Origin of the sequence: Novosphingobium fuchskuhlense (assembly GCF_001519075.1) — a bacterium.
In the GTDB taxonomy this organism is placed as follows: Bacteria; Pseudomonadota; Alphaproteobacteria; order Sphingomonadales; family Sphingomonadaceae; genus Novosphingobium; species Novosphingobium fuchskuhlense.
In genome coordinates this window covers 653,269-678,618 of sequence record NZ_KQ954244.1, presented here as the reverse complement: position 1 = coordinate 678,618, position 25,350 = coordinate 653,269, and the positions used below count along the sequence as shown (strand labels likewise).

Below are 25,350 nucleotides of genomic sequence, written 5' to 3'. Positions count from 1 at the left end.
GGTCAGTTGCCAGCCTGCAGCTTCACACGCTTGTCATGCACTGCAGCGCGCCGCGGGGGTGTTCCGATGTAGCGCCGCTTTACTGGCACGTATTCATAGGAGACGGTGCGTGTCTCGGTGCAAGGGCCTTGTGTCTGCGCCTGCTGAGCGGCCTGCGGCGCACCGGCTGGCACCATGACATAGCCCATCGGCGCTCCCGTCATCGGAGGGGCATAGCCGTAGGCAGGCGTGCTGTAGGCATATCCGGCAGGCACCGGAGCGTAGCCATAGTAGGCCGGAGCAGGCGGCGCATAGCTGCTGAAGAATTCCTGGCATTCCTTCTCGCGGTTCTTGTCGACCGACTTGCCGATAACGCCGCCTGTGACAGCACCCAGCGCAGCCCCGGCGACCGTCCCTACGGTGCGATTGCCGGAGGCTATCCGGTTGCCCACAACGCCCCCGACGAGGCCGCCGATCACGGCGCCTGTGGTGCCGCTGTTACGTCGGGCGACGCCTTGGCACTTCTCGACCATTTCGCGGTAATGCGGATCGGCCTCCGGTGCGGCTTGCTGCGCCGGCATATAACCTTGCGGGGCTTGACTGTTGTATACCGGCGGACTGAAGACCACCGGCGGCGAATACATCGGCGCAGCATAGACCGGCGCGCCGTAGGCATAGGGCATCGGCATGACCGGATATTGGCCTTGATACTGACCCTGCCAGGTGCCCTGATACGCGCCAGGATAGCCTGACTGCCAAGACTCTTGCCCTGCCGGTGCCTGCTGCGCCTGTGCCAACGCTGGCGCGGAAAAACCGGAAGCCAACGCGGCAGCCGTGAGGGCAAGGAAGAGTCTGGCCATTGTGTTCCCCTGTCAACGTGTGCCGAGCATCAAATCCGTGCGAGCAAAGCGGGCCGCGCGCGGATTTAATCCGTTGTTTAGCATCGTGCGCCGCGGCGGACCAAGGGTTGCGGCATCGATGTGCCGAAACGGGGCAGGGCAGCTCCTAGATGCAATCGGCAAGCGCTGCGGCGAGGGCCTCGATTCCGGCAGCGTCCTCGCCATCGAACCGCGCCGGAAGCGGACTGTCGAGGTCGATCACGGCGATGACCTCGCCGGCCCGAAGCACTGGTACGACCAGTTCGGACCGGCTGGCAGCATCACAAGCGATATGGCCAGGGAAGGCATGGACGTCGGGAACGAGCTGTGTTTCCCCGCTGGCAGCAGCCGTGCCGCAGACACCCTGACCCCGCCCGATGCGGATGCAAGCGGGCTTGCCGACGAAGGGCCCCAGCACCAACTCGCCGCCGACCATGCGGTAGAACCCTGCCCAATTCAGATCGGGCAGGAACAGCCCGATCAGCGCAGCGCAATTGGCCATGTTGGCCACGGTATCGGGCTCGCCGTGGGTGATCGCACGGGCGGCTTCGATCAGATCGGCGTAGAGTGACGGCTTGGACTGGCCGGGGACGGGGGCAAAATCGTACATCATGCGAACTTAGCAGCCTCCCGCACGGATCGCGAGGACCATTGCGAGACCGCCGCGCGGCTTCTAGACAAACAACTATGTTGACCATCCGCAAAGCCCTGATCGGGCTCATCATCGTCCTCATCGTGCTTGGCCTTGGTGCCATCTGGTTGTTGCGCGGCGATACCGCGCAGCTCGCGCTTGACAAGACGACCGGTCCAAAGCCCGAACTGGTCGAGGCCGCGCCGCAATGGTTCCCAACGATCGGTATCGCCAAGCCGGTAGGCTGGGCGGCAGGTGAGAAGCCGGTGGCGGCGCAGGGTCTTGTCGTGACGCGGTTTGCCGATCAGCTGGACCATCCACGCGCCCTCACCGTATTGCCCAATGGCGATGTGCTGGCTGCCGAAACGAATGGTCCTGCGCAGCGGGGCCCGGGCGGAATTACGGGCCTTGTCATGGGCTATCTGATGTCATCGGCCGGTGCAGGCGAGGCCTCGCCCAACAAGATCGTGGTGCTACGCGACAGCAATGGCGATGGCTTGGCGGATCAGCGCTTCGAGATGAGCAATCCGGGATTGAATTCGCCTTTCGGCATGGTTCTGCGCGAGGGCCGGCTTTATGTTGCCAATCATGATGCCGTCGTCTCATGGCCCTTCACGGCGGGGCAGACGACGCTGGAGGGCAAGCCCGAGAAGCTGATGGACCTGCCTGGCGGCGGCAACCATTGGGCCCGCAATCTGTTGCTTAGCCCAGATGGCAACTTGCTCTACATCACAGTTGGTTCGGCCTCGAACATAGGTGAGCGCGGGCTCGACGCGGAAAAGGGCCGGGCTGCCATCTACGAGTACGACTTCGTCCGCAAGAGTTCGCGCCGTTATGCCGAGGGCCTCCGCAATCCCAACGGACTCGACTGGAACCCGCGCAGCGGCGAACTGTGGACCACGGTGAACGAGCGCGACATGCTGGGCTCTGACCTCGTTCCCGACTACCTCACCAATGTGCCGGTCGGCGCGCAATATGGCTGGCCGTGGGTCTACTGGAAGAAGAACATCGATTGGCGCGTCAACGACCCGATGCCCCGCGACATGTTCTCCTATGTCCGCAAGCCGGAATATGGCCTCGGTTCGCACGTCGCGCCGCTTGGCCTTGTGTTCGCCCGTGGCGGAAATCTGATGGGCGAAGGCTTCGCCAGCGGTGCCTTCGTGGCGCGCCACGGTTCGTGGAACCGCAAGCCGCTGTCTGGTTACGACGTGGTCTTCGTCGCTTTCGACAACAACGGCAATGCGGTGCCGAAGCCACCGGTGCCGGTGCTGACCGGGTTCCTGACCAAGGATGACAAGGCACATGGCCGGCCGACCTGGGTTGCCTTTGCCAGGGATGGCGCATTGCTGGTGAGCGATGATACCGGCGGCGTGATCTGGCGCGTGGTCGCCCCGGGCGCCAAGCCTGCGGCCGCCATTGCCCCGATTCCGGCGACGCCGATGCCGCCTGCGCCCAAGCTGGGCACGAAGTTCATCGTCAAGCCGACGATGGATTCGGATCTGACGAAACCGCAGAACTAGGCGCGCTGGCACCTTTCGGCACGGTCCGCCGGAACGGGATACCCGCTTAGAGGCTCCGCCCCGCGCGGCCTGCTAGCTCGTTGACGAATTGCCACGCCACGCGGCCCGAACGCGCGCCGCGCTGTTTCGACCACGCCAGCGCGTCTTCCTCGGCGAAGGTGAGGCCATAGTGCGCGGCATAGCCGGCTATGATCGCAAGGTAGTCGTCCTGCGAACAGGCATGGAAGCCGAGGGAGAGCCCGAAGCGGTCGGCCAGCGCAAGGCGGTCGTCCACCACGTCGCGCGGATTTATGGGATCGTCCTGCTCGGCCATGTGCCGCTCGACGATGGCGCGGCGGTTCGAGGTAACGGCGAGGCGGACATTGGCAGGACGCGCCTCGACACCCCCTTCGAGCCATGAGCGCAGGCGGCGCGCCGAACCCGCATCCCCGGCATCGAAGCCGAGATCATCGAGCAGGATGAGGAAGCGGCGGTCGACCTCGCGCAGCTGGCCGAGGAGTGCGGCAAGGCTTTCGTCGGGCGAGGCCTGGACCAGAGCGATCCGGTTCGCATGCGCATCCTGCGCCGCACGGACCGCCGCGCGAATGAGGGCTGATTTGCCCATCCCGCGCGAGCCCCACAGCAGCATGTCGTGCGCTGCTGCACCCGCGGCAAGGCGCAGGACGTTCTCGGCAACTGCGGCCTTCTGCGCGTCGACACCCTTGATCAGGCTCAGCGCAGGCGCCTCGAGCGGATCGACCGCCCGGGTACTGTTGCCGGTCCAGACATAGGCCGGGTGGGCCAGCCAATCGGTGGTGATCGGTGCAGGCGGGGCGAGCCGTTCGAGTGCGGCGGCAATCCGGGCGAGCAGAGGCTCGTCGGCGCTCATCCGGTGAGAGCCTCGGATTCCAGCTCGTAATAGAGCGCCGCGCCGGCCATCGCTGCTGCCCCAAGCCCGCGCGCTTCGGGCACGATGGTGCGGTTGAACACCTTCGTTACGGCGGTCTTCTCCGCCGAGCCTGTCGCGCGGGCCTGACGGGCAAGCTGCCAGCCGGCCACCGCAACCGCACACATCGTGAGGAACGGGACGCTGCCGGCGAGCCGGTCATCAAGGCTGGCATCGCCGCTTGCCATCCAGGCAGCGATGGCGGCGGAATCCTTGGCGAGCGATGCGACTTCGGGCACATCCTGCATTTCGGCCGAGATGTCCGCCATCAGCGCCTGCAGCACTCCGCCCTGCTCCATGCCGAGCTTGCGCGTGACGAGGTCGGCCGCCTGGATGCCGTTGGTGCCTTCATAGATCGGGGCGATGCGCGCGTCGCGATAGTGCTGGGCTGCCCCGGTCTCCTCTACAAAGCCCATGCCGCCGTGGATCTGGATGCCGAGGCTGGCCACCTCGCAGCCGACATCGGTACCCCATGCCTTGAGCAGCGGCACGAGAAGTTCTGCACGCGCTCCTGCCGCCTTGTCCCCCAGCAGGCCGCGATCGACCTGCCCGGCCGTGTAATACAGCAGCGCGCGCGAGCCTTCGGTAAGCGCGCGCATGCGCAGGATCATCCGGCGCACGTCCGGGTGCTCGATAATCGCGACCGGGTTCTTGTCGGGCGACCCGGCGCGGGCGGACTGGATTCGGTCGCGAGCATAGCCACGGGCCTGCTGCAATGCACGTTCGGCAATCTGTACGCCCTGGCTGCCGACGTTGATACGCGCCGAGTTCATCATCGTGAACATCGCTTTGAGACCTTCGTTCTCGTGGCCGACGAGCTCGCCGATGCACTCTGCGTTGTCGCCATACGACATGACGCAAGTCGGCGAGACGTTGATGCCGAGCTTGTGCTCGATCGAAACCGCGCGCAGGTCGTTGCGCTCACCCAGCGAGCCATCGGCGTTGACGTGATATTTGGGCACGATGAACAGTGAGATGCCGCGCGAGCCGGCAGGTGCGCCGGGGGTGCGGGCCAGCACGAGGTGGATCACGTTCTCGGCCAGTTCGTGCTCACCCCAGGTGATGTAGATCTTGGTGCCGGCGATGCGGTACTTGCCTGCATGCGGCCCATCGCTGATCGGCACGGCAGTGCTGCGCAGCGCGCCGACATCGGAGCCGGCCTGCGGTTCGGTCAGGTTCATGGTTCCCGACCATGCGCCGGAAATGAGGTTGGGCAGGTACATCGCCTTCTGCGCATCGCTGCCGTGGTGATCGAGCGCTTCGATCGCCCCCACGGTCAGCATGGGCAGCAGCGTGAAGCCCATATTGGCTGCGCCAAGCGTCTCGAGCACGCATGTCGCAAGCGTGAAGGGCAGGCCCTGACCGCCGAATGCGGCCGGGCCGGCGATCGATCCCCAGCCCTGTTCGACGAACGCCTTGTAAGCCTCGGCATAGCCGGCGGGCGAGCTGACCACGCCATCCTTGCAATGCGCGCCTTCCGTATCGCCGATTCGGTTGAGCGGAGCCCACTCGCCTGCCGCAAACGCGCCAATGCCTTCCGCGATCGCTTCGACCACATCGGGAGTGGCCGCGCCGTAGCGTTCATCGCTGGCCAGCTCCTCGATTCCGGCGCAGACGCGCATCGCGAGAATCTGGTCTTGAGTGGGTGCAGTAAAGCTCATGCGCTGTTTTCCTTGGCAGCCTTTGCGCAGGGCTATAGCGGCAAGGCATGAGCACGCAAACGCCCCCGAATGTGCTGGCTGCAACCGCCGAAGCCGTGGCCAAGGCCGCGCGTGTGCTGGCGGCCGGTGGAACCGTCGCTGTGCCGACGGAGACGGTCTATGGCCTTGCCGCCCGTGCGGATCAGGCAGAGGCCGTGGCTGGTATATACCGCGCGAAAGGGCGACCTGATTTCAATCCTCTGATCGTCCACGTGCTGGACTTCGCTGCGGCTGAGCGCCTCGCGCATTTTGATGGTCACGCCCGCGCGCTGGCGACCGCTTTCTGGCCGGGGCCACTGACGATGGTCCTCCCGCTGCGCGCCGATGCGCCCCTCGCAGCTGCGGTCAGCGCCGGGCTGCCGACTGTTGCGCTGCGTGTGCCGGACCATCCGGTGATGCGCGCGCTGCTGAAGGCCGCGAACCTCCCGCTGGCAGCACCCTCGGCCAATCGCAGCGGCGGCGTCAGCCCCACGTGTGCAGCACATGTCACGGCATCCTTGGGCGAAAGGGCTGATCTCATTCTCGATGGAGGTGCAACCGATCAGGGTCTTGAATCGACGATTGTTGCGGTCCGGCCCGGTAGCGGCTGGCAGATCCTGCGGCCCGGCCCGGTCTCTGGAGCGGCCATTTCGGCGCTCCTGGGAGCGGCAGCTTCGCCCGGCGAAGAGCGCGGGATCGAGGCACCGGGACAACTTGCCAGCCACTACGCACCGGGCAAGCCGGTGCGGCTGCACGCGTTGACGGCCGAGCCCGGTGAATTCCTGATCGGTTTCGGCGATGTGCACGGGGCGATCTCGCTGTCAGCATCGGGCGATCTCGCCGAGGCTGCTGCGCGGCTCTATGCCTGCCTCCACCTTGCGGCTGCAGCAGATGAACCCCGCATCGCGGTTGCGCCAATCCCGGAGCAGGGCATCGGCATCGCCATCAATGACAGGTTGCGGCGCGCTGCGGTCTAGGGCCAGATCACGCCATCACGGCGCTGCCGTGTGACAGGTATCCAGTCCTAGCGTTTGGCGCGAAGCTGTTCGATTTCGCTGCTCAAGTCCTTGGCTTCGGCGCAGGCGGCGGTTTCGCCGCGATTGCAGGCCTCCAGCCGGCGATTGTACTTTTTCTCCAGCTTGTGGATCTTCTCATCGCGCTTGCGCATCGCGCGGCCACGATTCCGGTCACCTTCTGATTGGCTCGTCGTGGCGAGATCCACCGCCTTGGCGCCGACTCTAACTGGCGCCGTGACAATGCTGGCAGCAGTGCTGAGGCAGCCCGAAAGCGAAAGCGCGGCTAAAGGAGCGAGCAGGAAAATAAAACGGGACAAGCGCAAGCCCTTTCTGAAAGAAATACAGCGCCTACCCCAATTCATCTTGTCGTACGACAAATTATTTTTGCTGTCATGGTTCGCAGACAAGCGTTCCGGACCCCATTGACTTGACCTTGCATTGCGCCCGGCCCTTCACGTGGACTTCGCCCGAACCCATGATATTGGCTGCAACCTGCCCGTCAGACGCGAAGCGCGCATCACCCGATCCGGCTACATCGACCTTGGCCTCTTCGACGGAAAGGGCTTCGAGATTGGCCGAACCAGAGCCTGCAATCGCCAGCTTCAGGGACCGGGCCTTGCCACCAGCCTTCACGTCACCCGAACCCATCACTTCGACCTTGAACTCGCCCGTTTCTACTGCCGGGACTTCGATGTCGCCCGAGCCTGCAATGCTGACACTTGCGGTTTCGCCGCGAAGGGTATCGGCATGCATCGTTCCCGAACCCGCCATCACGAGGCGCCTGGCCGCAGGTACCGTGATCTGGACCGTGGCGAGATCATCGCTGCCTCCGATCTTCCAGCCTTCGCGGCCGATCGCCAGCTTGCCGTCCTTGAGCACGAAGCGGAGGCGATCCTTGGCATCCTGCCTCCCTTCCACGCTAATCGCGAGCTTGTCGCCCTGGACCACCCGCACGGTATCGGGGCCGAGCAGGGTAATCTCTTCAGGCGCCGTGGCTGAAAGGTTGAGGTCCGCCAGGGGGACGCCCTTCATGCCATCAATCTCGAAGGTCGCGCCGCTGCAGGCGGTGAGCGAAAGGGCGGTGGCGGCTGCGGCAATTCCGGCCAGCGTGCGGGCAAGATCTTTGATCATGGGGTGCTCCTAAGGTCTGGCCCGAGGCCTGGTGTGTTACCCCTATAATGCACTGTGGCACTGGCCGCCAAGTCGCTCGCCGATCCCTGTTGGGGGTTCGCCGGAGGTGCGGGCAAGAAAAAGGGCCGCTGGAGCGATCCGGCGGCCCTCAATTCTTCTGTGCCTCCCCGCAGGCACGTCCGGCTCAAGCCGTTTCGTAGTACTTGGGCGCATGCTCATTGAGGATCGCGAGGATCTTCTTGAGCGCAGCCGGTTCGTCGGTCTTTTCCATGGCTGCAAGTTCGCGTGCGAGGCGCGAGGAGGCCGCTTCGAAGATCTGGCGTTCCGAGTAGCTCTGCTCCGGCTGGTCATCGGCGCGGAACAGATCGCGTGTAACTTCGGCGATAGAAACGAGATCGCCCGAGTTGATCTTGGCTTCGTATTCCTGAGCGCGGCGCGACCACATCGTGCGCTTGACCTTCGGCTTGCCCTTGAGGGTATCGAGCGCCTCGCGCAGCGTCTTGTCCGAGGACAGCTTGCGCATGCCGATCGCCTCGACCTTGTTCACGGGCACACGCAGGGTCATGCGTTCCTTCTCGAAGCGCAGCACATAGAGCTGCAGCTTCATGCCTGCGATTTCCTCGTTCTGAAGTTCTACTACACGGCCGACGCCGTGCTTCGGGTAGACGACGTAATCCCCAACATCGAAGGCAAGTGCCTTGGTTGCCATTGCTTATCCTTTCGGCGCAGCAGGGACGAGAGCAAGGTGGGGCAGAAACGCCCCCGGACAGCAGTCCGGGCCCTTTTGGGGAGAGGTCCGGCAAACACGACCGTCTTTACGCGGTCTACAAGCACTGCGATCCGTTTGCCGTTTGTCCTGCCTTAGCGTGTTGTTGGCGACGGGGCGGATCGTTCCGCCCAGCGCTTGCCAAGGGATATAGCAGCTCTGTCACAAAAATGCCAGAGGCAAGGGCACAGTTCGTGCGCCAAAATGCAGCAAATGCGGGCGTGCGCATGGGCGCACGCTTGATGCAGAGCTCAGTCGCCCTCGCCAGCTTCGGCCGAGAAGTACTTTTCGAACTTGCCTTCCTCGCCCTTGTGGTCGTCTGCGTCGGCAGGCGCATCCTTCTTCGTGGTGATGTTCGGCCACTCGGCCGAGTACTTGGCATTGAGCTCGAGCCACTGCTCGAGGCCGTTTTCGGTGTCGGGCAGGATGGCTTCTGCCGGGCATTCCGGTTCGCACACGCCGCAGTCGATGCATTCGCTGGGGTTGATCACAAGCATGTTCTCGCCCTCGTAGAAACAATCCACCGGGCAAACCTCGACGCAATCCATGAACTTGCAGCGAATGCAGGCTTCGGTAACGACATAGGTCATGGCAGTGGCAATCCCTCAGGTTCGGTTATGGGTGTGTCTCTTTCGGTCCGTGCTAGAGGGGCCAAGGCCGCTGCGTCAAGCACCTCATAGCAACCCTTGGCTTCTTCGGCCGGTCCGCGCCGGCGAGGCAGCTGCCCAATGGTGATCACTCTCACCCCGGAGCGCAGCGGCAGGACGAGAACATCGCCGCAGCGCACAGCCGTGCTCGCGCGTTCGATGCGGCGGCCGTTCAGGCGGATGTGGCCCTCGGCGACCCAGTCCTGGGCAAGGCTGCGAGAACTGGCAAAGCGCAGGAACCATAGCAGCTTGTCGATACGCAGCGAGCCTTCGGCGGCCATCAGCGCATCAGCTCGGCAAGTGCGGCGAACGCGCCGTTGGGCGGCGGTGAAAGCGCTGTCGGCAGCCGGGCCGGGGCTGCGCGTGGCGGGCGCCAGTCCCACATCGGCGGGGCGGGCGGACCGTGCGCTGCCTCTGCGAGCGGCCGCGCCATGTGGACGCGAAAGCCTGCCGCCCGCAACAGCGCGGCGTAGCCTGCCGTGGCAAGGCCCATCGAGCGGGCCAGGGCCGGATCGAGCGGATAGCGCTTGCCTGCCGCAGCGATGCGTCGGCGGTGTGCTGTCTGCAGCAGCTTCTCGGCCATGTCGACGCGGATGGCCTGTGCGGCGGCGCGGCGATAGCCCGCCGGCGGGACCTTGGCCGCTACCACAGGCGGGAGGTGATGTGGTGGTGCCGCGGGGGTTTCACCGCGCAAGGCCACGAGGCGGCACCAGAGCGCGATCGGGCCGGGCTTGAGGATGGCCGGCACGAACAAGTCGAGCGCGCCGGTGCGCACGCTGAGGCGCCGCAGCATATCGCGCTGGCGGGAATCGAGCCGTTCGAGTGCGGCTTCTTCGCGCCCCAGAACGCCCCCGCCGGCCACAAGGCGAAGGAGTAGGGCGCGCAGATCGGGCCCGGATTCGGTGGCGCGAGCAGCCTCGATGAGACGCAGCAAAGGACCGAGGTCGGCGCCGATGCGCCCGGCCAACCAGCCATCAAGCGCCGCGAGCAGGAGGGGGCGCTGGCGAGCAGGCAGCAGGCCCAGCGCATTTTCGAGGCGCAGGCGCGGTTCGAGCACCGACTTGCCCGGCTCAAGTCGCGCGACGGGAAGTCCGTTCCATGTCAGCGCCGCGTTCTCCAGAGCAAGGCCTGCGGGTTGTGCCGCGGCGGCGATCAGGTCGTCGGCCCGTGCTGTCAGAATGCCTGGCAAGTGTCGCTCGGCAGCGGCAAGCAGGAGCTTGCGATCGGCAGCGCGGGCTAGCGGATCGATCACGAAGCGGAAGCCATCGAGATGGCCGATGGGCTCGTCGTCCACCAGCACCGCGCCAGCCTCGCTGATCCGCACCGGCAGGAGCGATGCATCGCCCCCCGCCTTGCGCATCAGCACTGTGGTGCGGCGATTGACGAAGCGCTCGGTGAGGCGCGCATGGAGCGCATCGGAAAGGCGGGTCTCGACCGCGCGTGCGCGTGCGGCCATTTCCTCGCGTGCCATCACCCAGTCAGGCCGCTGGGTGATGTAGGCCCAGGACCGCACTGCGGCGATGCGCCCCTGCAAGGTGTCGATATCGCCCGATGGATTGTCCTGCTGCGCGATGGCCTGGGCGACATAGTCCGCACCGAGATAACCTTGGCGCAAGTCCTGCCAGAGGCGGGCAACGAAGCGCGCATGCGTTTCGGCGCCTTGCTGACGGAAATCGGGGAGGGAGCAGACCTGCCAGAAACGCTGGACCGACGCACGGCCGCGTACGGCAGAGGTCACATCAGTTTCGTCGGCGAGGCGCTTCAGCACGGCGAGATCGATGGCTGGCGGTGCGCTGGCCAGTTCCGCACGCGGCGGCGGGCGTTCTAGATCCTCGATCAGCGTCGTCAGGCTATCGAACCTCGGTTCGGCCTCACGCCAGAACAAGCGGGTGAGCGGCGGAAAGCGGTGCTCCTCGATCGCATAGACTTCCTCGTCCGCGAACTCCGGGCCGGAGTCCGAAGATCGGCTGCCCATGCCCGCCAGAGTTCCGAACGTGCCGTCCTTGTGATGGCGCCCCGCGCGGCCCGCGATCTGGGCCATTTCGGCGGTTGTCAGCCTCCGGTGACGGTGGCCGTCATACTTGGAGAGGCCCGCAAAGGCGACATGGGTCACATCGAGATTGAGCCCCATGCCGATGGCGTCGGTCGCCACCAGATAGTCCACCTCTCCTGCCTGATACATCGCCACTTGCGCGTTGCGCGTCTGCGGGCTCAAGGCACCCATCACGACCGCCGCACCGCCGCGGAACCGGCGCAGCATCTCGGCCATGGCGTAGACCTGTTCGGCCGAGAAAGCGACGATGGCGCTGCGGGGCGGAATGCGGCTGAGTTTCTTAGCGCCGACATGGCTGAGCGTCGAAAAACGTGGTCGGCTGACGACTTCCACATTCGGCACCAGCGCCCGGACCATCGGTTCGAGGGTGGCGGAACCCAGCAACATGGTCTCCTCACGCCCGCGCGTGTGGAGCAGGCGGTCGGTGAACACGTGCCCGCGTTCCGGATCAGCGGCGAGTTGGGCCTCATCGAGTGCGACGAAGGCCAGATCCGGCCGACTCGGCATGGCCTCGACCGTACAGAGATGCCAGCGCGCGTTCGGCGGTTCGATCCGTTCCTCGCCAGTGATCAGCGCGACGTTGGCCTCGCCCTTGATCTTGCAGACGCGGTCATAGACCTCGCGTGCCAGCAGGCGCAGCGGAAAGCCGATCGCGCCCGAGGAATGGGCGCATAGGCGTTCGATGGCGAGGTGGGTTTTGCCCGTGTTGGTCGGGCCAAGCACGGCCTTGACCGGAGCACGGTCGCGGTCAGCGCGCGAAGGCATGAAGCTGGCCATGCCAATGAATGTGGCAAGGCCGCCTGCCGGGCGCAAGCGGCCTTTGGTGTGTTATCCAGAGGCTGACGTTGAACCGACCCTCCTCGGCCCCTCCCGCAAACGGGAAGGGGGATCAAGGTTCAGCCGTCGTAGTCGGCGCCGAGCGAAGTGTTGCGCACCGGTGCCGCGGCGGTGATGCGAAGCGCTTCGGCCGACTGCGAGAGCGAGCCGATCTCGTCGACCTGGTCATCGTCATCCGGCAGCACGCGCTGCAGCGACTGGATCAGATTTTCCTTGAGCACGGTGGGACGCACTGTGCCTTCGGCGATCTCGCGCAGCGCGACGACCGGGTTCTTGTCGCGGTCGCGGTCGACGGTCAGCTCCGAGCCACCCGAGATGGCGCGCGCGCGCTCTGCAGCGAGCAGCACGAGATCGAAGCGGTTGGGGATCTTGTCGACGCAATCTTCGACGGTAACGCGCGCCATGGGGCACTCCGTACAAAACAGGAATGGATGAAAGAGCGGCGAGCTAGGCCGTGCCTGCCGGAAAGTCAAGAAAATGCGGAGTTCGCGAGTCGCGTCCCGCGTTACTCGTCCCCATAGTCGTAGGCCATGTGATCTGGCGCGAGGTCGCTGAAGCGGGTGATCCGTGCTTCGAACTTGAGGCGGACCTTGCCGGTTGAGCCATGGCGCTGTTTGGCGACGATCAGTTCTGCAAGCCCGAACACGCGCTCCATTTCGGCCTGCCAGGCGGCGTGGGCTTCCTGCACTTTGGCGTCGTCGGTGCCTTGCGGGACTTTGGGTTCGCGCGCGGCGACATAGTAATCTTCGCGGAATACGAACCAGACCATGTCGGCGTCCTGCTCGATCGAGCCCGATTCGCGCAGGTCCGAGAGCATCGGGCGCTTGTCGTCGCGCTGCTCGACCGCGCGGCTGAGCTGCGAGAGCGCGATCACGGGAACTGCGAGCTCCTTAGCAAGCGTCTTGAGCCCGCGGCTGATTTCCGAGATTTCGTTTACCCGATTGTCGCTGGCGCGGCCCGAGCCTTGCAGCAGCTGCAGGTAGTCCACGACGATTAGGCCGATGTCGTGGCGGCGCTTGAGCCGGCGTGCGCGGGTACGCAGCGCGCCGATGGTGAGCGCGGGGGTGTCGTCGATGTAGAGCGGCAGCTCGGCGAGCCGCTGGCTGGCGAAGGATAGCTGCTGGAAATCCTCCCGGCTGATGCGGCCCATGCGCAGCGCCTCGGAACTGATGCCCGATTGCTCGGCAAGAATACGCGTGGCGAGCTGGTCCGCGCTCATTTCGAGGCTGAAGAACGCGACCGCCGCGCCGACTGAATCCTTGACCGGGATGCCATCCGCCATGTCACGGCGCAGCCGATCTGCCGCGTTGAACGCGATATTGGTTACCAGCGAGGTCTTGCCCATGCCGGGGCGACCGGCAAGGATGATGAGGTCGCTATCGTGCAAGCCGCCGATCTTCTCGTTGACCGAGGTTAGGCCGGTGGTCTTGCCCGAGATGTGGCCGCCGGACAGCAGCGCCTTCTCGATCATCTCGAGCGAGACGCGCGTGGCTGTGCCGAAGCTCTGCGCCTCGTTTCCGGTCTGCGCGCCTTCCGCGACGGCATAGAGCGCGGCTTCGGCGTGCTCGATCTGCTTCAGGGGCGCGACAGTCTCGCTGGTGTCCATCGCGCCGGAGACGAGATTGCGCCCGACGGTGATCAGTTCGCGCAGCAAGGCAAGGTCGTAGATCTGCTCGGCAAGTTCCTTTGGCGCGAGGAGGCCCTGACCGTCCGCCGTGAGCCGTGCCAGATAGGCCGTGCCGCCCAGTTCCTTGAGGCCGTCATCTGCTTCGAAATAGGGCTTCAGGGTGACCGGGGTGACCACTGCCTTGCGGTCGATCAGGGCGAGAATGCGCTCGAACACGCGGCCATGAACCGGCGCGAAGAAGTGCTCCGGGCGCAGCGGGGTGGGCAGTTCTTCCAGAATCCGGTTGTCGATCAGCACCGCACCCAGAAACGCAGCTTCCGCCTCGACGTTAGCGGGGAGGGAGGCGGCAGAGGACCCGGTTGGTTCGGGTTCGCGCAGGGGAATGGGCTGGACAGCGGACATCCCTTCCTTGTGGAGGAGCGGTGCCCTCGCGGCAAGCGGCGCAGATGCCACACCGCCTGTGGATAGCGGGGAGGGATAGGGAAAGAGCGCGGATTCCTCTCGCAAATGGCTTGCCCGCGTTGAATCCGTCTGCAAGACACTGGCCACCATGGCCGACCCGCGCATCTCGCATATCGAGCTCGATGAGGCGACGATCGTGTGGCGCAATGCCGATATCGAGCAGGAACGCCGAATCGCGATCTTCGATCTGATCGAGGAAAACACCTTCCGCCCGCTGCGTGCGGCTGCGGCCGGCCATAATGGGCCTTACCGTCTGCGGCTTTCAGTCGACGATGGTCGGCTTGCCCTGGCGATTTCGACGGAAGACGGAAGTCCGCTCGAAACGATCGTGCTCGGGCTTGGCCGGTTCCGCCGCCCGGTCCGCGACTACTTCGCGATTTGTGATTCGTACTATCAAGCGATCCGCCGCGCGACTGCGCAGGAGATCGAGACGATCGACATGGCCCGCCGCGGAGTCCATAACGAAGCGGCGGAAATGCTGCTCGAGCGGCTGGAAGGCAAGATTGAGACCGATTTTGCCACAGCCCGTCGACTGTTCACCCTGATCTGCGTCCTGCATATCAGGGGATGATCAACAGACGAGAGAACCCATCGTGAGCAAGCCCGGAAAGCCGGCGCGGCGGCGCGTGTGGATCCTGTGGGCTGTCCTGCTCATCGCGGGAGCAGCAGCGTTCGTCTGGTGGGAATCGCGGCGGTGGGAACCCGATCGCAATCGCTTTCCGGTGCAGGGGGCCTGGCTCGATGCGCATGACGGTGCAGCCGATTGGTCCATGCTCAAGGCGCACGGAGCCGATTTTGTCTATCTCAGCGCCAGCGAGGGGGCCGGACGGCGCGATGAAGCGTTCGATTCGGGCCTTGCGGCCGCGCGCAAGGCAGGTTTGCAGCTCGGGGCGGTTCACGTGTACGACTTGTGTGCACCCGCCGATGCGCAGGCGGCAAACTTCGTCACCGTGGTGCCGCGCGATGATGCGCTGCTCCCCCCGGCCGTAGCGCTTGATCTCGATTCGCGCTCGTGCCCCGAGCCGCCGGGCGAGGCGGCGATGCAGAGCGAGCTCACGACGTTTCTCAACCAGATCGAGAAGCACACCGAACGCCCGGCCATCCTGATGATTTCGCGTACGTTCGAGGCGCACTATCACCTTGCCGCACGGATCGACCGCAATCTCTGGGTCGCGGGAGACTTTCTGGACCCGAGCTACACCGGGCGGCCGTGGGTGATGTGGACCGCGACATCGCGGCTGCGCATCGCGGGTCTGGCGGGCCCGGTGCGCTGGGTGGCGGTGCATCGATGAGCGCCGAGATTGACGAACTTGTCGCAGCGGCGATGGGGGCGGCGCGAGGTGCCTATGCGCCCTATTCCGGTTTCCATGTCGGCGCGGTGCTGCTGTTCGATGATGGCGCGGTGGTTCCGGCGGCCAATGTCGAGAACGCCAGCTACGGGCTCTCGCTGTGCGCCGAGGCCAATGCCGTCGTCCGCGCAATGACCGAGGGCCGGCGTGGCGGACTGGTTGCAGTGGTCATCGTGGGCGGGCGGCCCGATGCGGCAGGTGTGGTGATGCCGGGTGCCGAGCCGGTCATGCCCTGCGGACGCTGCCGGCAGATGCTGCATGAACTCGCAGCGCTCGGCGGCAGCGATCCCGAGATCATCGGGGCTTCCGAAAGGGGCCTGACCCGAATGCCGCTCTCCGCCCTCTTGCCGCACGCGTTCGGACCGGCCAATCTGGCCTGAACCTCTTCCTTCCCTTTCCAGCATACCGGAGCGCCGCCTTGGCCATTCTTTCCGACAAGTGGATCCGCACGCAGGCCATGGAACACGGCATGATCGAGCCGTTTGTCGAGAGTCAGCGGCGCGAGGGCTGCATTTCCTACGGCCTCTCCTCCTATGGCTATGACGCGCGGGTGGCGGATGAATTCAAGATCTTTACCAACATCGATTCGTCGGTGGTGGATCCCAAGGATTTCGATTCCAACTCGTTCGTCGATCGAAAGACCGACGTCTGCGTGATCCCGCCCAATTCCTTCGCGCTGGCCCGGACGGTCGAATACTTCCGTGTGCCGCGCGACGTGCTGGTGATCTGCCTCGGCAAGTCGACCTACGCGCGCTGCGGGATCATCGTGAACGTCACGCCGCTGGAGCCGGGCTGGGAAGGCCATGTGACGCTGGAGTTTTCCAACACCACGCCGCTGCCGGCGAAGATCTATGCCAATGAAGGCGCGTGCCAGTTCCTGTTTCTGCAGGGGAACGAGCCCTGTGAGGTGAGCTATGCGGACCGCGCGGGCAAGTACATGGGCCAGCGCGGGGTGACCCTGCCGAGGCTCTGAAAACAACGATTTGACGGGAGAGAATGATGGCAACGAGCAAGGCCGAACGGCCATTCGATCTGATCGTTTACGGCGCGACCGGATACACCGGCCGGCTGGTGGCGGAGTATCTGGCGCATCATTATGGCAAGGATGGTCCGCGCTGGGCGATGGCCGGGCGCAGCGTCGAAAAGCTGGCGGAAGTGCGCGATCTGATCGGCGCGCCGGCTGATACGCCGCTGGTGGTCGCCGATTCGTCCGATCCCGCCAGCCTTGCTGCGATGGCGGAACAGACCCGCGTGGTGGTGACGACCGTCGGCCCCTACCAGCTCTATGGCGAGCCGGTGCTGCGCGCGTGCGTCGCGGCGGGTACGGACTATGCCGACCTCTGCGGCGAGCCGGTGTGGATGCGCCAGATGGTCGATGCCCTGCACGAGCAGGCGAAGGAAACCGGGGCGCGCGTGGCGTTTTCCTCGGGCTTCGATTCGATTCCGTTCGATCTTGGCGTGTTCATGCTCCAGCAGGAAGCCAAGGCGCGTTTCGGTGTCCCGGCACCGCGCGTGAAGTGCCGCGTGCGGGCGATGCAGGGCGGTTTCTCGGGCGGCACGGCGGCGAGCCTCGGCGCCACGCTCAAGGCTTTGGGGGCGAACCCTTCGCTGATCCCGATCATGACCAGTCCGTTCGGTCTCACACCAGGCTTCGAGGGGCCGGAGCAGCCGGCGGGCGACAAGCCGTTCCTTGATGACGCCACCGGCAGCTGGGCCGCTCCGTTCATCATGGCGGTGATCAACACCAAGAACGTCCACCGCACCAATTTTCTGCGCGGACATCCCTATGGCGCGGACTTCGTCTATGACGAGATGGTGCTGACCGGGCCGGGCGAGCAGGGCCAGGCAATTGCCGAGCACGTCGCCAGGACGCCGATGATCGGCGGGCCGAACGATCCCAAGCCCGGCGAGGGCCCGAGCGCGGAAGAACGGCAGAACGGGCACTACGACGTGCTGTTCATCGGCGAGATGCCTGATGGGCGCGAGATCCGTTATGGCGTCAAGGGCCGGTATGATCCGGGCTATGGCTCGACCAGCCGCATGCTGGCCGAGACCGGCATTGCGCTCCTCTCATGCGAGGCGGAAGGAGCAATCGCGACGCCGGGCGCGCTGCTGGGCGAGGCGCTGGTCGAGCGTCTGCGCGCGCACGCGGAGATCGCCTTCGCCGTGGAAGGGTAAGGCTCAGCGGCGCTGCGGCGATTGTCGTAGCGCTGCCACGCACGCCGCCCGATCGACATCGCGGCCATCGCCGCGTCGCGCATCGACATACGTCGCGGTGGGACGGCCGCCGCCGTCTGGCGGATAGAGATAGGCATCGAGCACGCAAGCCACGCCGCTCCATTGCAGCTTGCGCGAATCGCCTTCCCGCACGTCCAGCCGCGGGGTGCCGAATTGCCGCGTGAGCGCATCGGCATCTGCGCCGATCACGCCTTCAAGTCCGGGCAGCACTTGCAGATGGGCCTTGGGGCGCTGCGTCTGGATGACGGCAGGGGGTGCCGGATGGATCCCCTTGGGTGCGGGCGGTGGCGGCAGCGGGCGCACCGCATCGGAGCTGCCGCCGCACGCGGCAAGGGCCAGCAGCGCGGGCAGGGCAAGCAGGTGACGCACATTCATGGCGGCGTGAATCGCCGCTGCACCGCGCGGTGTCAACGTTTCGTGGTACGCTGCAACGCAGCATTGCACCGGGCCGCCGCCCCCGCTAGGCCGCGCCAAGTGTCTTCCCTGAGCTGGAGTGTCCCTATGAGCCCTGCCCCTGCCCGCTTCGATGTGATCGCCATCGGCAATGCGATCGTCGACGTGATGGCACCTGCGGCCGAGGAGGACGTCGTGGAGCTCGGCCTCGCCAAGGGCGGGATGACCCTGATCGATACCGCGCGCGCTCACGAACTTTACGAGGCGATGGGGCCGGCGCGCGAGATTTCCGGCGGGTCTGCGGCGAACACGCTGGCCGGTCTCGCGGCGCTCGGCGCGAAGTGCGCCTTCATTGGCCAGGTGGCGGATGATCAGCTCGGCGAAGTCTTTGCGCATGACATCCGTGCGGGCGGCATTGCCTTCGACACACCAGCGCGCGGCGAGGACCCCGCGACGGCGCGCTGCCTGATCTTCGTGACGCCCGACGGGCAGCGAACGATGAACACCTATCTCGGCGCATCGCAGTTTCTGCCCGCCTCCGCGCTCGATGACAGCACGATTGCAGACGCTGCGGTCCTCTACCTCGAGGGCTATCTGTGGGATCCGGAGGAGCCGCGCAATGCCATGCGCCGTGCCATTGCGGCTGCCCGTGCTGCTGGTCGGCAGGTGGCGTTCACGTTGTCGGACGCTTTCGTGATCGCGCGTCACGGCGATGATTTCCGCGCCCTGATCGATGCGGGCGAAATCGACATCCTGTTTGCCAACGAACATGAACTTGCCGCGCTGACCGGCGAGGACGATTTCCACGCGGGCATTGCCCAGCTGGCGCCGAAGGTGCCTGTTCTGGTCGTTACCCGCAGCGAGCACGGGGCGCATGCGGTTGCGCACGGCGAACACGTTGCCGTTCCGGCCGAACCGGTCGAGCGGGTGGTCGATACGACCGGCGCGGGCGATCTCTTCGCAGCGGGCTTCCTGTTCGGCCATGTGCGCGGCAAGGGCCTGGCCGATTGCTTGCGGCTCGGTGCGATCTGCGCGGCCGAAGTGATCTCGCACTATGGCGCGCGTCCGGAAGCCGATCTGGCCGCCCTCACCGCAGAGCGCCTTGCCTGACCGTCACGCGGCGCGGCGGATTTCCATGAAGGCCGTCTTCTCGGCCACGAAGTTCAGCGGGGTCAGGGCAAGGCCTTTCGCCGCGATCCGCTCGGCGAGCTCGGCCTGCTCGGCAGGTTCCTGCCGAGCATCGCCGAAGCGGGCGAGATCGAGGATGGTGCGGCGGAAGCGGTGCATCATCGCGAACATCGCTTCGTAGGTCTCATCCGGCCAGGTGGCCGCCACGTTGGTGAAGAGCAGCGTCGCGCCGGACGGATCGTAGGCCGGATCGAGCCCGTCGGGAAACCGCGCGAAGGCAATGCTGTAGCGCGCATCGGGCGCGAGGCGCAGACGCAGCGCCTCGGCCGCCGCGTGGCGGCGCAGGTCGCCTTCGAAACCGAGCACTTCGCTGCCTTGCAGCGCAAGCGCCGCGCTCAGCTGGCCTATCCCGATACCGGCATGGACCACCCGCGCCTCGCCTTCCAGCAGGGCAATCAGCTCCCGGTCGTAGCGGCTGAAGATGCGGCCGGTTTCCAGTTTGCGCAGGTAGAAATTGGCCAGGCCGCCTTCGTCCGGGCCCATGGCTGCAAGGCGCTCGGCGAGGAATGTGCGGGCTTCGGCCTCGAAGGCCGCGATCTCGGACTTATGCACCGGCCAGAATCTCCTCGCGCACTTCACTTGCGGTTCGCAGCATCACGGTCAGACCTGCCCGTTCGGCACCCTCGATCAGCGTTTCCAGCATCTTGCGGACTTGCGGCTGCTCGTGCGGGAAAACCATGTCCTCATGGCTTCCGTGCGCCGCGCTCATCGAGTGGGCGTAGGTGCCGACATAGAGCGTATCGCCAAGCAGCACCGCCTTGCTTGCCAATTCGGCGGCCCACGCCGCGGGATCCTCGCGGCGCAGCAGGACCGGCATGCTCGTATAGTCCAGCGAATGCGCCTCGCGGCCTTCAGCGGTGGACCAGATGAACAGGCGCTCGGCCGCTCCCTCCAAACCGGCACCCCAGGCGGGAACCGGGTCGGCCTCGGGCAGGTCGTAGGCCTTCTCGCCCACGACAGGACGGATCAGTGTGGGCGAATCGTAGCCCGGCAGGCAGAACACGTCGTGGGGCTCGCCGAGGAAGGTGAAATCCCCCGCACAGCCGTGGCGATGCAGGATCGCCAGCTCGTCGCGCACGTTGCACACCCGCGGATCGGAGGCGGCGAGGGCCCAATTGCCATGGACGTGCAGCCACTGGTTGAACGGGAGCCCGGTTTCGGCACGCGCGGCTTCCACGCTGAGCCGCACGAGAAGTTCATAGCGCGCCGAATCTGCTGTATCGCCGCAGGTCTCGACGTGATCTGCCCATTTCGTGTGAGGGGCATAGCGCGTGTTGCGCGTCACGCGCTCGTGATGGATGTGTAGCTGGATTTCGTGCCCCGCGCTGACCAGCCTGCGGATCGCGGGCGTCGTGATGTCCAGATCGACCGGTCGCAGCGGGACGAAGCCCAGGGGATCGCCTTCCACGAACTGCCCGCCCTTGCGCGGCGCGTCGATCGGCTTGACGTGGGGTCGATAAAACAGGGTCAGCTTCCGGGCATGGGGCAGCGCCTCTGTCACCTCGGCAAAGCGCGCGATCAGCTCGGCGTTCTCGGGGCCGATCGTGCGCGGCTTGTTGCGCCAGGGTTCGAAGTGATCGCAGTGAAACATCACCAGGCGGCGGGCGCCGCGCTGGCGGAAGACTTCGGTCGCGGTTCCGGGGCGGCTGTTCCGCTCGCGTTCGCGCGCGGCCTGCATCAGCCGCGCACCACCTGCTGCGCCGATATCGCTGCGCCAGAAACCGTCGGCATAGCGGATCTCGTAGAGCGCGCGGTAGGCGCGGTGGCGCGCCTTGACGAGCGTTGGCTCGCAGGCGGTGATGTTGAGCACGCGGCCGCCCGATGCGACAAGATGGCCCTCCGCATCGCGTGTGGTGCCGGCGTGGAACACCCGGACGCCGTGGGCCTCGGCTTCGGCGATGCGCGTGATCCGCCCGCCCTTTGCCGGCGCGGCCGGGTAACCCTTTGCGGCCACAACCACGGTCATCGCGAAACCGTCGGCAAAGCGCGGCGGCGCGACTTCTGCCAGCTTGCCGCGCGCGCATCCGTCGAGAATGTCGACCAGATCGCTTTCGAGCCGCGCCATCAGCACCTGGCATTCGGGATCGCCGAAGCGGCAGTTGTACTCGATCAGCTTGGGGCCTTCGGCAGTGAGCATGAGCCCGGCGAACAGCACGCCCGAATAGGGCATGCCTTCGGCTGCCATGGTCGTTACCGTTGGTGCGATAATCCGCTCGAGCGTCGCGGCCTCGTCCTCCGGCGTAAGGACCGGGGTCGGGCTATAGGCACCCATGCCGCCGGTGTTTGGGCCGGTGTTGCCATCGCCGACGCGCTTGTGATCCTGCGCCGAGCCGAATGTCATCATCGTCTTGCCGTCGGTCAGCACGAACAGGCTGACTTCCTCGCCCTCGAGGAACTCCTCGATGACCACCTCGGCGCCGGCCCCGCCAAACGCGCCGCCGAACATGTCATCCACCGTAGCGGTGGCTTCCTCTGCGGTCTGGGCGATGACCACGCCCTTGCCGGCGGCAAGGCCATCGGCCTTGATCACGACCGGGATGGAAAAACGGGCAAGCGCGGCATGGGCCTCGGCTGCGCTCTTCGCCCGGACATAGCCTGCCGTCGGGATGGCGGCGCGGGCGCAGAGGTCCTTGGTAAAGCCCTTGGATCCTTCGAGTTGCGCTGCCGCCTTGCTGGGCCCGAACACGGCGATGCCGGCAGCGCGGAGCGAATCGGCAAGGCCATCGACCAGCGGGGCCTCGGGGCCGATCACGACGAGATCGATGGCATGGGCGGCGCAGAACGCGGCGATGGCGGCGTGGTCGGTGATGTCCATCGCCACGCAGGCGCCGGGAACCTCGCCGCTGCGACGTGTGTCCAGCTCATCGATCACCTCGGCAATGCCCGGGTTGCCCGGAGAAGCCCACAACGTGGTGCAACGCGGCGATTGCGCCAGCTTCCACGCCAGCGCATGTTCGCGTCCGCCCGAGCCGATGAGCAGGATATTCATGCCAGAGACGCCGCCTTACCGTGATGATGCAGATGCCGGGCTGTTAGCGGTCCAGACCGCAGGCGACAACGCCCCGGCGCTTTCGATCAGCGAGATTTCCGCGCTGCTCAAGCGGACGGTCGAGGACCGCTTCGGTTTCGTGCGCGTGCGCGGCGAGCTTTCGGGCGTGAAGCGCGCGGCATCCGGGCACCTCTACCTCAGCCTCAAGGACGAAAACGCGCGGCTTGACGGGGTGATGTGGCGCGGCGGGGCGCAGCGGCTGGGCTTCGTGCCTGAAGATGGAGTCGAGGTGATCGCGACAGGCAAGTTGACGACCTATCCCGGCCGTTCGAACTACCAGATCGTGATCGAGCGGATGGAAATCGCCGGCGAAGGCGCGCTGCTTGCGCTGTTGGCGAAGACCAAGGCGCGGCTAGAGGCGGAAGGCCTTTTCGCTCTCGCGCGCAAGCGCCCCCTGCCCTATCTGCCGCGCGTGATCGGCGTCGTGACGTCGCCCACCGGCGCGGTGATCCGCGATATCCTCCACCGGCTGCGCGACCGGTTTCCGACCCATGTCGTCGTCTGGCCGGTGCTCGTGCAGGGCCAGGGCGCGGCAGCGCAGATCGCGGCGGCAGTGCGCGGCTTTTCCGCCATCGAGCCCGGCGGCATGGTCCCCCGCCCCGATCTCGTCATCGTCGCGCGTGGTGGCGGATCGATAGAGGACTTGTGGTGCTTCAACGACGAGGACGTGGTGCGGGCCATAGCCGCCTCATCGATCCCGACGATCAGCGCGGTGGGGCACGAGACGGACACAACGCTCGCTGATTTCGCTGCCGATGTCCGCGCGCCAACCCCGACAGCCGCAGCCGAGATGGCGGTACCGGTGCGGGGGGAGTTGATCGCTGGGCTGGCGGATCTCCATGCCCGGCAGCAGCGCGCGGTGGTGCGCCTGCTTGGCCTTTCCCGCGAACGGCTGGAGCAGCGCGCATGGCGATTGCCTGAGCCGCAGATGCTGCTCGATGCCCAGACGCAGCGGCTCGATGACCTCGCTGACCGGTTGCGGCGCGGTCTGGCGCACCGTACCGGCCTTGCCGCAACGCAGCTCGCACAGCGCGCTGCCGGCCTGCGACCCGCTGTGCTTGCAGCCCGGTTGCAGCAGGCGCGCAGTGCGCTGGCGGCCCAGCGGCTGCGATCGGCGCTGGTTCTGCAGCGAATCGAGGCTGCGCGCAGCGCGGTCGCGGGCCTCGACCGGCTGCGCCGGTCGCTCGATCCCGAAGCGCCCCTCGCGCGGGGGTATGTGCTGGTCAAGGGTGCAGATGGCGCACTTGTCCGATCGCGAGAGGCGGCGACTGCGCAGGCGCTGCTTCAGCTGAAATTCGTCGACGGCGTGCTCGATGTTGTGCCGGGGCCCGCGCCCTCCCCCGCTCCTGCAAGGCCTGTTGCCAGACCGCGCCCGCCCGCCTCCGGCGATGCCCAGCCCAAACTTCTGTGAGAGCAAATTGCGTTGAGCCGCTGTACGCAGTAGATTGCGCGTCATGCTGATGAACCCTGCCAATCGCCTTGCGCGTCTCCATTACCTGCCCAGCCACTTCCGCCAGACCGGCGCGGGCGATCACGTGCTTTGCGCGGTGAGCGGGGCGCGGATCGGGCTTGATATGCTGCGCTACTGGAGCGTGGAGCGGCAGGAAGCCTACGCGAGTGCCGAAATCGCGACGCGCCGTCTTCTCGGCGAGGAATGAAGCGCAGGCGCGCAACCGCCGTGATGTCACCGGCTGGCGCGGTTTTACGCGGCGCGTTGGCAACGCTGGCGGTGCTCGGTGCCTGCGGTGCAAGCCAGGCCCCCGCGGTCTCCGCGCTGCCCGTCGCCAAGTCCCAGCACGCGCCTCAGGCGCTGCCTGCACCGGCCCCCGCGCCGATACCATCCGCGGCGCCTACGAGCGTTTCGGTCGGCGGTTTACAGTACCGTGGCCGCCTGACACAGGGTGGCTGGCTCCGCGGTCAGGCCCCTGACGGAACGCGCGCGGTGACGCTGGGCGGAACACCGCTGCCGCTAGCGTCAGACGGCACATTTTTCGCCGCGTTCGATCGCGACGCGCCTGCAAGTCTTGCCTTGGCGGTCACGGCGTCTGACGGCTTTACGCTTTCCACGGAGCTCGCCATCGCGCCGCGCAGCTGGCGGATCGAATCGATTAATGTGGCCAAGCGGCCCGGCAAGCTGCCCGACGCCGAGTTTCAGGCGCGGCGCGCGGCGGAACTTGCCCGCATCGGCGCAGCGCGCCGGCTCGGCAGCACTGCCGGTGGCTGGCGGCAGGGCATGATCTGGCCAGCGGCGGGTCGCATCTCGGGCGAGTTCGGCTCGCAGCGGATTTATCGCGGAGAGCCGGGTGCCTACCATGCCGGCATCGACCTTGCCGCCCCCGCAGGCGCCGAAATCCGCGCACCGGCCGACGGCGTGGTGACACTGGCCGCAGGCGACGCGCCCTTCACACTCGAAGGGCATCTGCTGATCCTCGATCACGGCATGGGACTGACGTCGGCTTTCCTCCATTGCTCCGATCTGGTGGTGCGCGAGGGTGACACTGTCGCGCAGGGTCAGCTCCTTGGGCATGTCGGGATGACCGGCCGCGCGACGGGGCCGCACTTGCACTGGGCAATGACCTGGCGAGGCCGCCGCCTCGATCCGCGGTTGTTCGCAAACCCAGAACGTTGATTTTACCGCTAAGCGTACGTTTCTTTCTCCAAAGTCAGCCACGGACGCAAAAAATTATCCTGACACCGATCCGGAGGTAATTTTTAAGCATTGCGCTGTTGAACGCCGGGTTTTCCGGGCGTTGCGGACTGCCGACAGGGTGTTGCAATCTCGCCACATGGTGGGGACGATTTGCGGCCTGCCCTAAGAACTTCCTTCCAAGAGCACAGCGAAATCTACCAGTAAGCCCCACCGTTCCTCATAGATCGAATGCTTTCTGTCGCGCCCGGCGCAGACCGGGAGAGAGGCATTCCAGATCGAGGGACTTCTTCCGGCGGCCTTGGGGATCGAGGTCGCCCATTGAAGGGACTGGA

Annotated in this window: 25 protein-coding genes and 1 pseudogene; 11 read left to right on the top strand and 15 right to left on the bottom strand. The window is 66.0% G+C overall.

Translation table 11 applies throughout. The features are described from left to right. Positions 1-2: 2 nt before the first annotated feature. Together AQZ52_RS03010 and AQZ52_RS03005 are read right to left on the bottom strand one after the other, a co-directional pair. Positions 3-839, bottom strand: coding sequence for a glycine zipper 2TM domain-containing protein (locus tag AQZ52_RS03010; protein ID WP_082697516.1), 837 nt, complete (start codon positions 837-839; stop codon positions 3-5). Positions 840-984: 145 nt separating this feature from the next. Then, positions 985-1,467: a GAF domain-containing protein gene (locus tag AQZ52_RS03005; RefSeq protein WP_067909308.1), complete on the bottom strand. Its 483-nt coding sequence runs from the start codon at positions 1,465-1,467 to the stop codon at positions 985-987. Between the two features lie 77 nt (positions 1,468-1,544). Here AQZ52_RS03005 and AQZ52_RS03000 point away from each other — a divergent pair, with 77 nt between their 5' ends. Then, complete coding sequence (locus AQZ52_RS03000) at positions 1,545-3,008, top strand: PQQ-dependent sugar dehydrogenase (protein WP_067906436.1); 1,464 nt, start codon at positions 1,545-1,547, stop codon at positions 3,006-3,008. Positions 3,009-3,054: 46 nt separating this feature from the next. On the opposite strand, the gene AQZ52_RS02995 is transcribed toward AQZ52_RS03000, so the two are convergent. Both AQZ52_RS02995 and AQZ52_RS02990 read right to left on the bottom strand, forming a co-directional pair. Continuing rightward, positions 3,055-3,876 (bottom strand): ATP-binding protein, encoded by an 822-nt coding sequence (locus AQZ52_RS02995; RefSeq protein WP_067906435.1) that lies wholly within the window; start codon positions 3,874-3,876, stop codon positions 3,055-3,057. Beyond that, positions 3,873-5,594 carry an acyl-CoA dehydrogenase family protein gene (locus AQZ52_RS02990; RefSeq protein WP_067906434.1) on the bottom strand — a complete coding sequence of 574 codons (1,722 nt, stop codon included), beginning with the start codon at positions 5,592-5,594 and terminating at the stop codon, positions 3,873-3,875. Before AQZ52_RS02990 ends, AQZ52_RS02995 begins: the two co-directional genes overlap by 4 nt. Positions 5,595-5,641: 47 nt before the next feature. Here AQZ52_RS02990 and AQZ52_RS02985 point away from each other — a divergent pair, with 47 nt between their 5' ends. Beyond that, positions 5,642-6,589: an L-threonylcarbamoyladenylate synthase gene (locus AQZ52_RS02985; RefSeq protein ID WP_067906433.1), complete on the top strand. Its 948-nt coding sequence runs from the start codon at positions 5,642-5,644 to the stop codon at positions 6,587-6,589. Between the two features lie 47 nt (positions 6,590-6,636). Here the strand turns inward: AQZ52_RS02985 and AQZ52_RS02980 are convergent, their stop codons facing one another. From AQZ52_RS02980 to AQZ52_RS02945, 8 genes are all read right to left on the bottom strand, one after another. Next, positions 6,637-7,035: a hypothetical protein gene (locus AQZ52_RS02980; protein ID WP_338045468.1), complete on the bottom strand. Its 399-nt coding sequence runs from the start codon at positions 7,033-7,035 to the stop codon at positions 6,637-6,639. Beyond that, positions 7,019-7,759: a head GIN domain-containing protein gene (locus AQZ52_RS02975; RefSeq protein WP_067906431.1), complete on the bottom strand. Its 741-nt coding sequence runs from the start codon at positions 7,757-7,759 to the stop codon at positions 7,019-7,021. The genes AQZ52_RS02980 and AQZ52_RS02975 overlap by 17 nt, the downstream gene beginning before the upstream one ends. Before the next feature lie 184 nt (positions 7,760-7,943). After that, positions 7,944-8,468 (bottom strand): CarD family transcriptional regulator, encoded by a 525-nt coding sequence (locus AQZ52_RS02970; protein ID WP_067906430.1) that lies wholly within the window; start codon positions 8,466-8,468, stop codon positions 7,944-7,946. A 308-nt stretch (positions 8,469-8,776) separates the two neighbouring features. Continuing rightward, on the bottom strand, positions 8,777-9,115 hold the full coding sequence (gene fdxA, locus AQZ52_RS02965) for a ferredoxin FdxA (protein WP_067906429.1): 339 nt from the start codon (positions 9,113-9,115) through the stop codon (positions 8,777-8,779). Then, positions 9,112-9,453 carry an RNA-binding S4 domain-containing protein gene (locus AQZ52_RS02960; RefSeq protein ID WP_067906428.1) on the bottom strand — a complete coding sequence of 114 codons (342 nt, stop codon included), beginning with the start codon at positions 9,451-9,453 and terminating at the stop codon, positions 9,112-9,114. Before AQZ52_RS02960 ends, fdxA begins: the two co-directional genes overlap by 4 nt. Then, the gene (locus AQZ52_RS02955; protein WP_169793706.1) at positions 9,453-11,990 is read right to left on the bottom strand and encodes a helicase-related protein; all 2,538 of its coding nucleotides are present in this window, start codon (positions 11,988-11,990) and stop codon (positions 9,453-9,455) included. The genes AQZ52_RS02960 and AQZ52_RS02955 overlap by 1 nt, the downstream gene beginning before the upstream one ends. A 131-nt stretch (positions 11,991-12,121) precedes the next feature. After that, positions 12,122-12,466 carry a DNA-directed RNA polymerase subunit omega gene (gene rpoZ, locus AQZ52_RS02950; RefSeq protein WP_067906427.1) on the bottom strand — a complete coding sequence of 115 codons (345 nt, stop codon included), beginning with the start codon at positions 12,464-12,466 and terminating at the stop codon, positions 12,122-12,124. 101 nt (positions 12,467-12,567) lie between these two features. Then, positions 12,568-14,091, bottom strand: a complete 1,524-nt coding sequence (locus tag AQZ52_RS02945) for a replicative DNA helicase (RefSeq protein ID WP_067906426.1) — start codon at positions 14,089-14,091, stop codon at positions 12,568-12,570. Between the two features lie 148 nt (positions 14,092-14,239). Here AQZ52_RS02945 and AQZ52_RS02940 point away from each other — a divergent pair, with 148 nt between their 5' ends. Genes AQZ52_RS02940 through AQZ52_RS02920 form a run of 5 tightly spaced genes read left to right on the top strand, consistent with a single transcriptional unit; the run spans position 14,240 to position 17,678 of the window. Beyond that, entirely contained in the window at positions 14,240-14,722 is a 483-nt protein-coding gene (locus AQZ52_RS02940) for a UPF0262 family protein (RefSeq protein ID WP_067906425.1), read from the top strand. A 22-nt stretch (positions 14,723-14,744) separates the two neighbouring features. After that, a complete protein-coding gene (locus AQZ52_RS02935; protein ID WP_082697515.1) occupies positions 14,745-15,443 on the top strand; it encodes a glycoside hydrolase family 25 protein in 699 nt (232 codons plus the stop codon). After that, the gene (locus tag AQZ52_RS02930) at positions 15,440-15,880 is read left to right on the top strand and encodes a cytidine deaminase (RefSeq protein WP_067906423.1); all 441 of its coding nucleotides are present in this window, start codon (positions 15,440-15,442) and stop codon (positions 15,878-15,880) included. Before AQZ52_RS02935 ends, AQZ52_RS02930 begins: the two co-directional genes overlap by 4 nt. A 38-nt stretch (positions 15,881-15,918) precedes the next feature. After that, entirely contained in the window at positions 15,919-16,473 is a 555-nt protein-coding gene (gene dcd, locus AQZ52_RS02925; protein ID WP_067906422.1) for a dCTP deaminase, read from the top strand. Positions 16,474-16,499: 26 nt separating this feature from the next. After that, on the top strand, positions 16,500-17,678 hold the full coding sequence (locus tag AQZ52_RS02920; protein WP_067906421.1) for a saccharopine dehydrogenase family protein: 1,179 nt from the start codon (positions 16,500-16,502) through the stop codon (positions 17,676-17,678). A 3-nt stretch (positions 17,679-17,681) separates the two neighbouring features. Here AQZ52_RS02920 and AQZ52_RS02915 read toward each other — a convergent pair whose 3' ends face one another. Then, positions 17,682-18,113, bottom strand: a complete 432-nt coding sequence (locus tag AQZ52_RS02915) for a hypothetical protein (protein WP_067906420.1) — start codon at positions 18,111-18,113, stop codon at positions 17,682-17,684. 126 nt (positions 18,114-18,239) lie between these two features. Between AQZ52_RS02915 and AQZ52_RS02910 the strand changes: the two genes are divergently transcribed. Then, a complete protein-coding gene (locus tag AQZ52_RS02910; protein ID WP_067906419.1) occupies positions 18,240-19,241 on the top strand; it encodes an adenosine kinase in 1,002 nt (333 codons plus the stop codon). Positions 19,242-19,244: 3 nt separating this feature from the next. Here AQZ52_RS02910 and AQZ52_RS02905 read toward each other — a convergent pair whose 3' ends face one another. Further along, a complete protein-coding gene (locus tag AQZ52_RS02905; RefSeq protein ID WP_067906418.1) occupies positions 19,245-19,871 on the bottom strand; it encodes a class I SAM-dependent methyltransferase in 627 nt (208 codons plus the stop codon). A gap of 1,147 nt (positions 19,872-21,018) precedes the next feature. Then, positions 21,019-22,308, bottom strand: a pseudogene (gene purD, locus AQZ52_RS18995) (phosphoribosylamine--glycine ligase); the annotation flags it as partial. Here purD and xseA point away from each other — a divergent pair. Genes xseA through AQZ52_RS02885 form a run of 3 tightly spaced genes read left to right on the top strand, consistent with a single transcriptional unit; the run spans position 22,307 to position 24,997 of the window. After that, positions 22,307-23,779 (top strand): exodeoxyribonuclease VII large subunit, encoded by a 1,473-nt coding sequence (gene xseA, locus AQZ52_RS02895; RefSeq protein ID WP_067906417.1) that lies wholly within the window; start codon positions 22,307-22,309, stop codon positions 23,777-23,779. The pseudogene purD and the gene xseA sit on opposite strands and share 2 nt — an antisense overlap. Positions 23,780-23,822: 43 nt before the next feature. Next, a complete protein-coding gene (locus AQZ52_RS02890; protein ID WP_067909302.1) occupies positions 23,823-24,026 on the top strand; it encodes a DUF2093 domain-containing protein in 204 nt (67 codons plus the stop codon). 23 nt (positions 24,027-24,049) lie between these two features. Further along, positions 24,050-24,997 carry a M23 family metallopeptidase gene (locus tag AQZ52_RS02885; protein WP_082697679.1) on the top strand — a complete coding sequence of 316 codons (948 nt, stop codon included), beginning with the start codon at positions 24,050-24,052 and terminating at the stop codon, positions 24,995-24,997. Positions 24,998-25,350 lie beyond the last annotated feature (353 nt).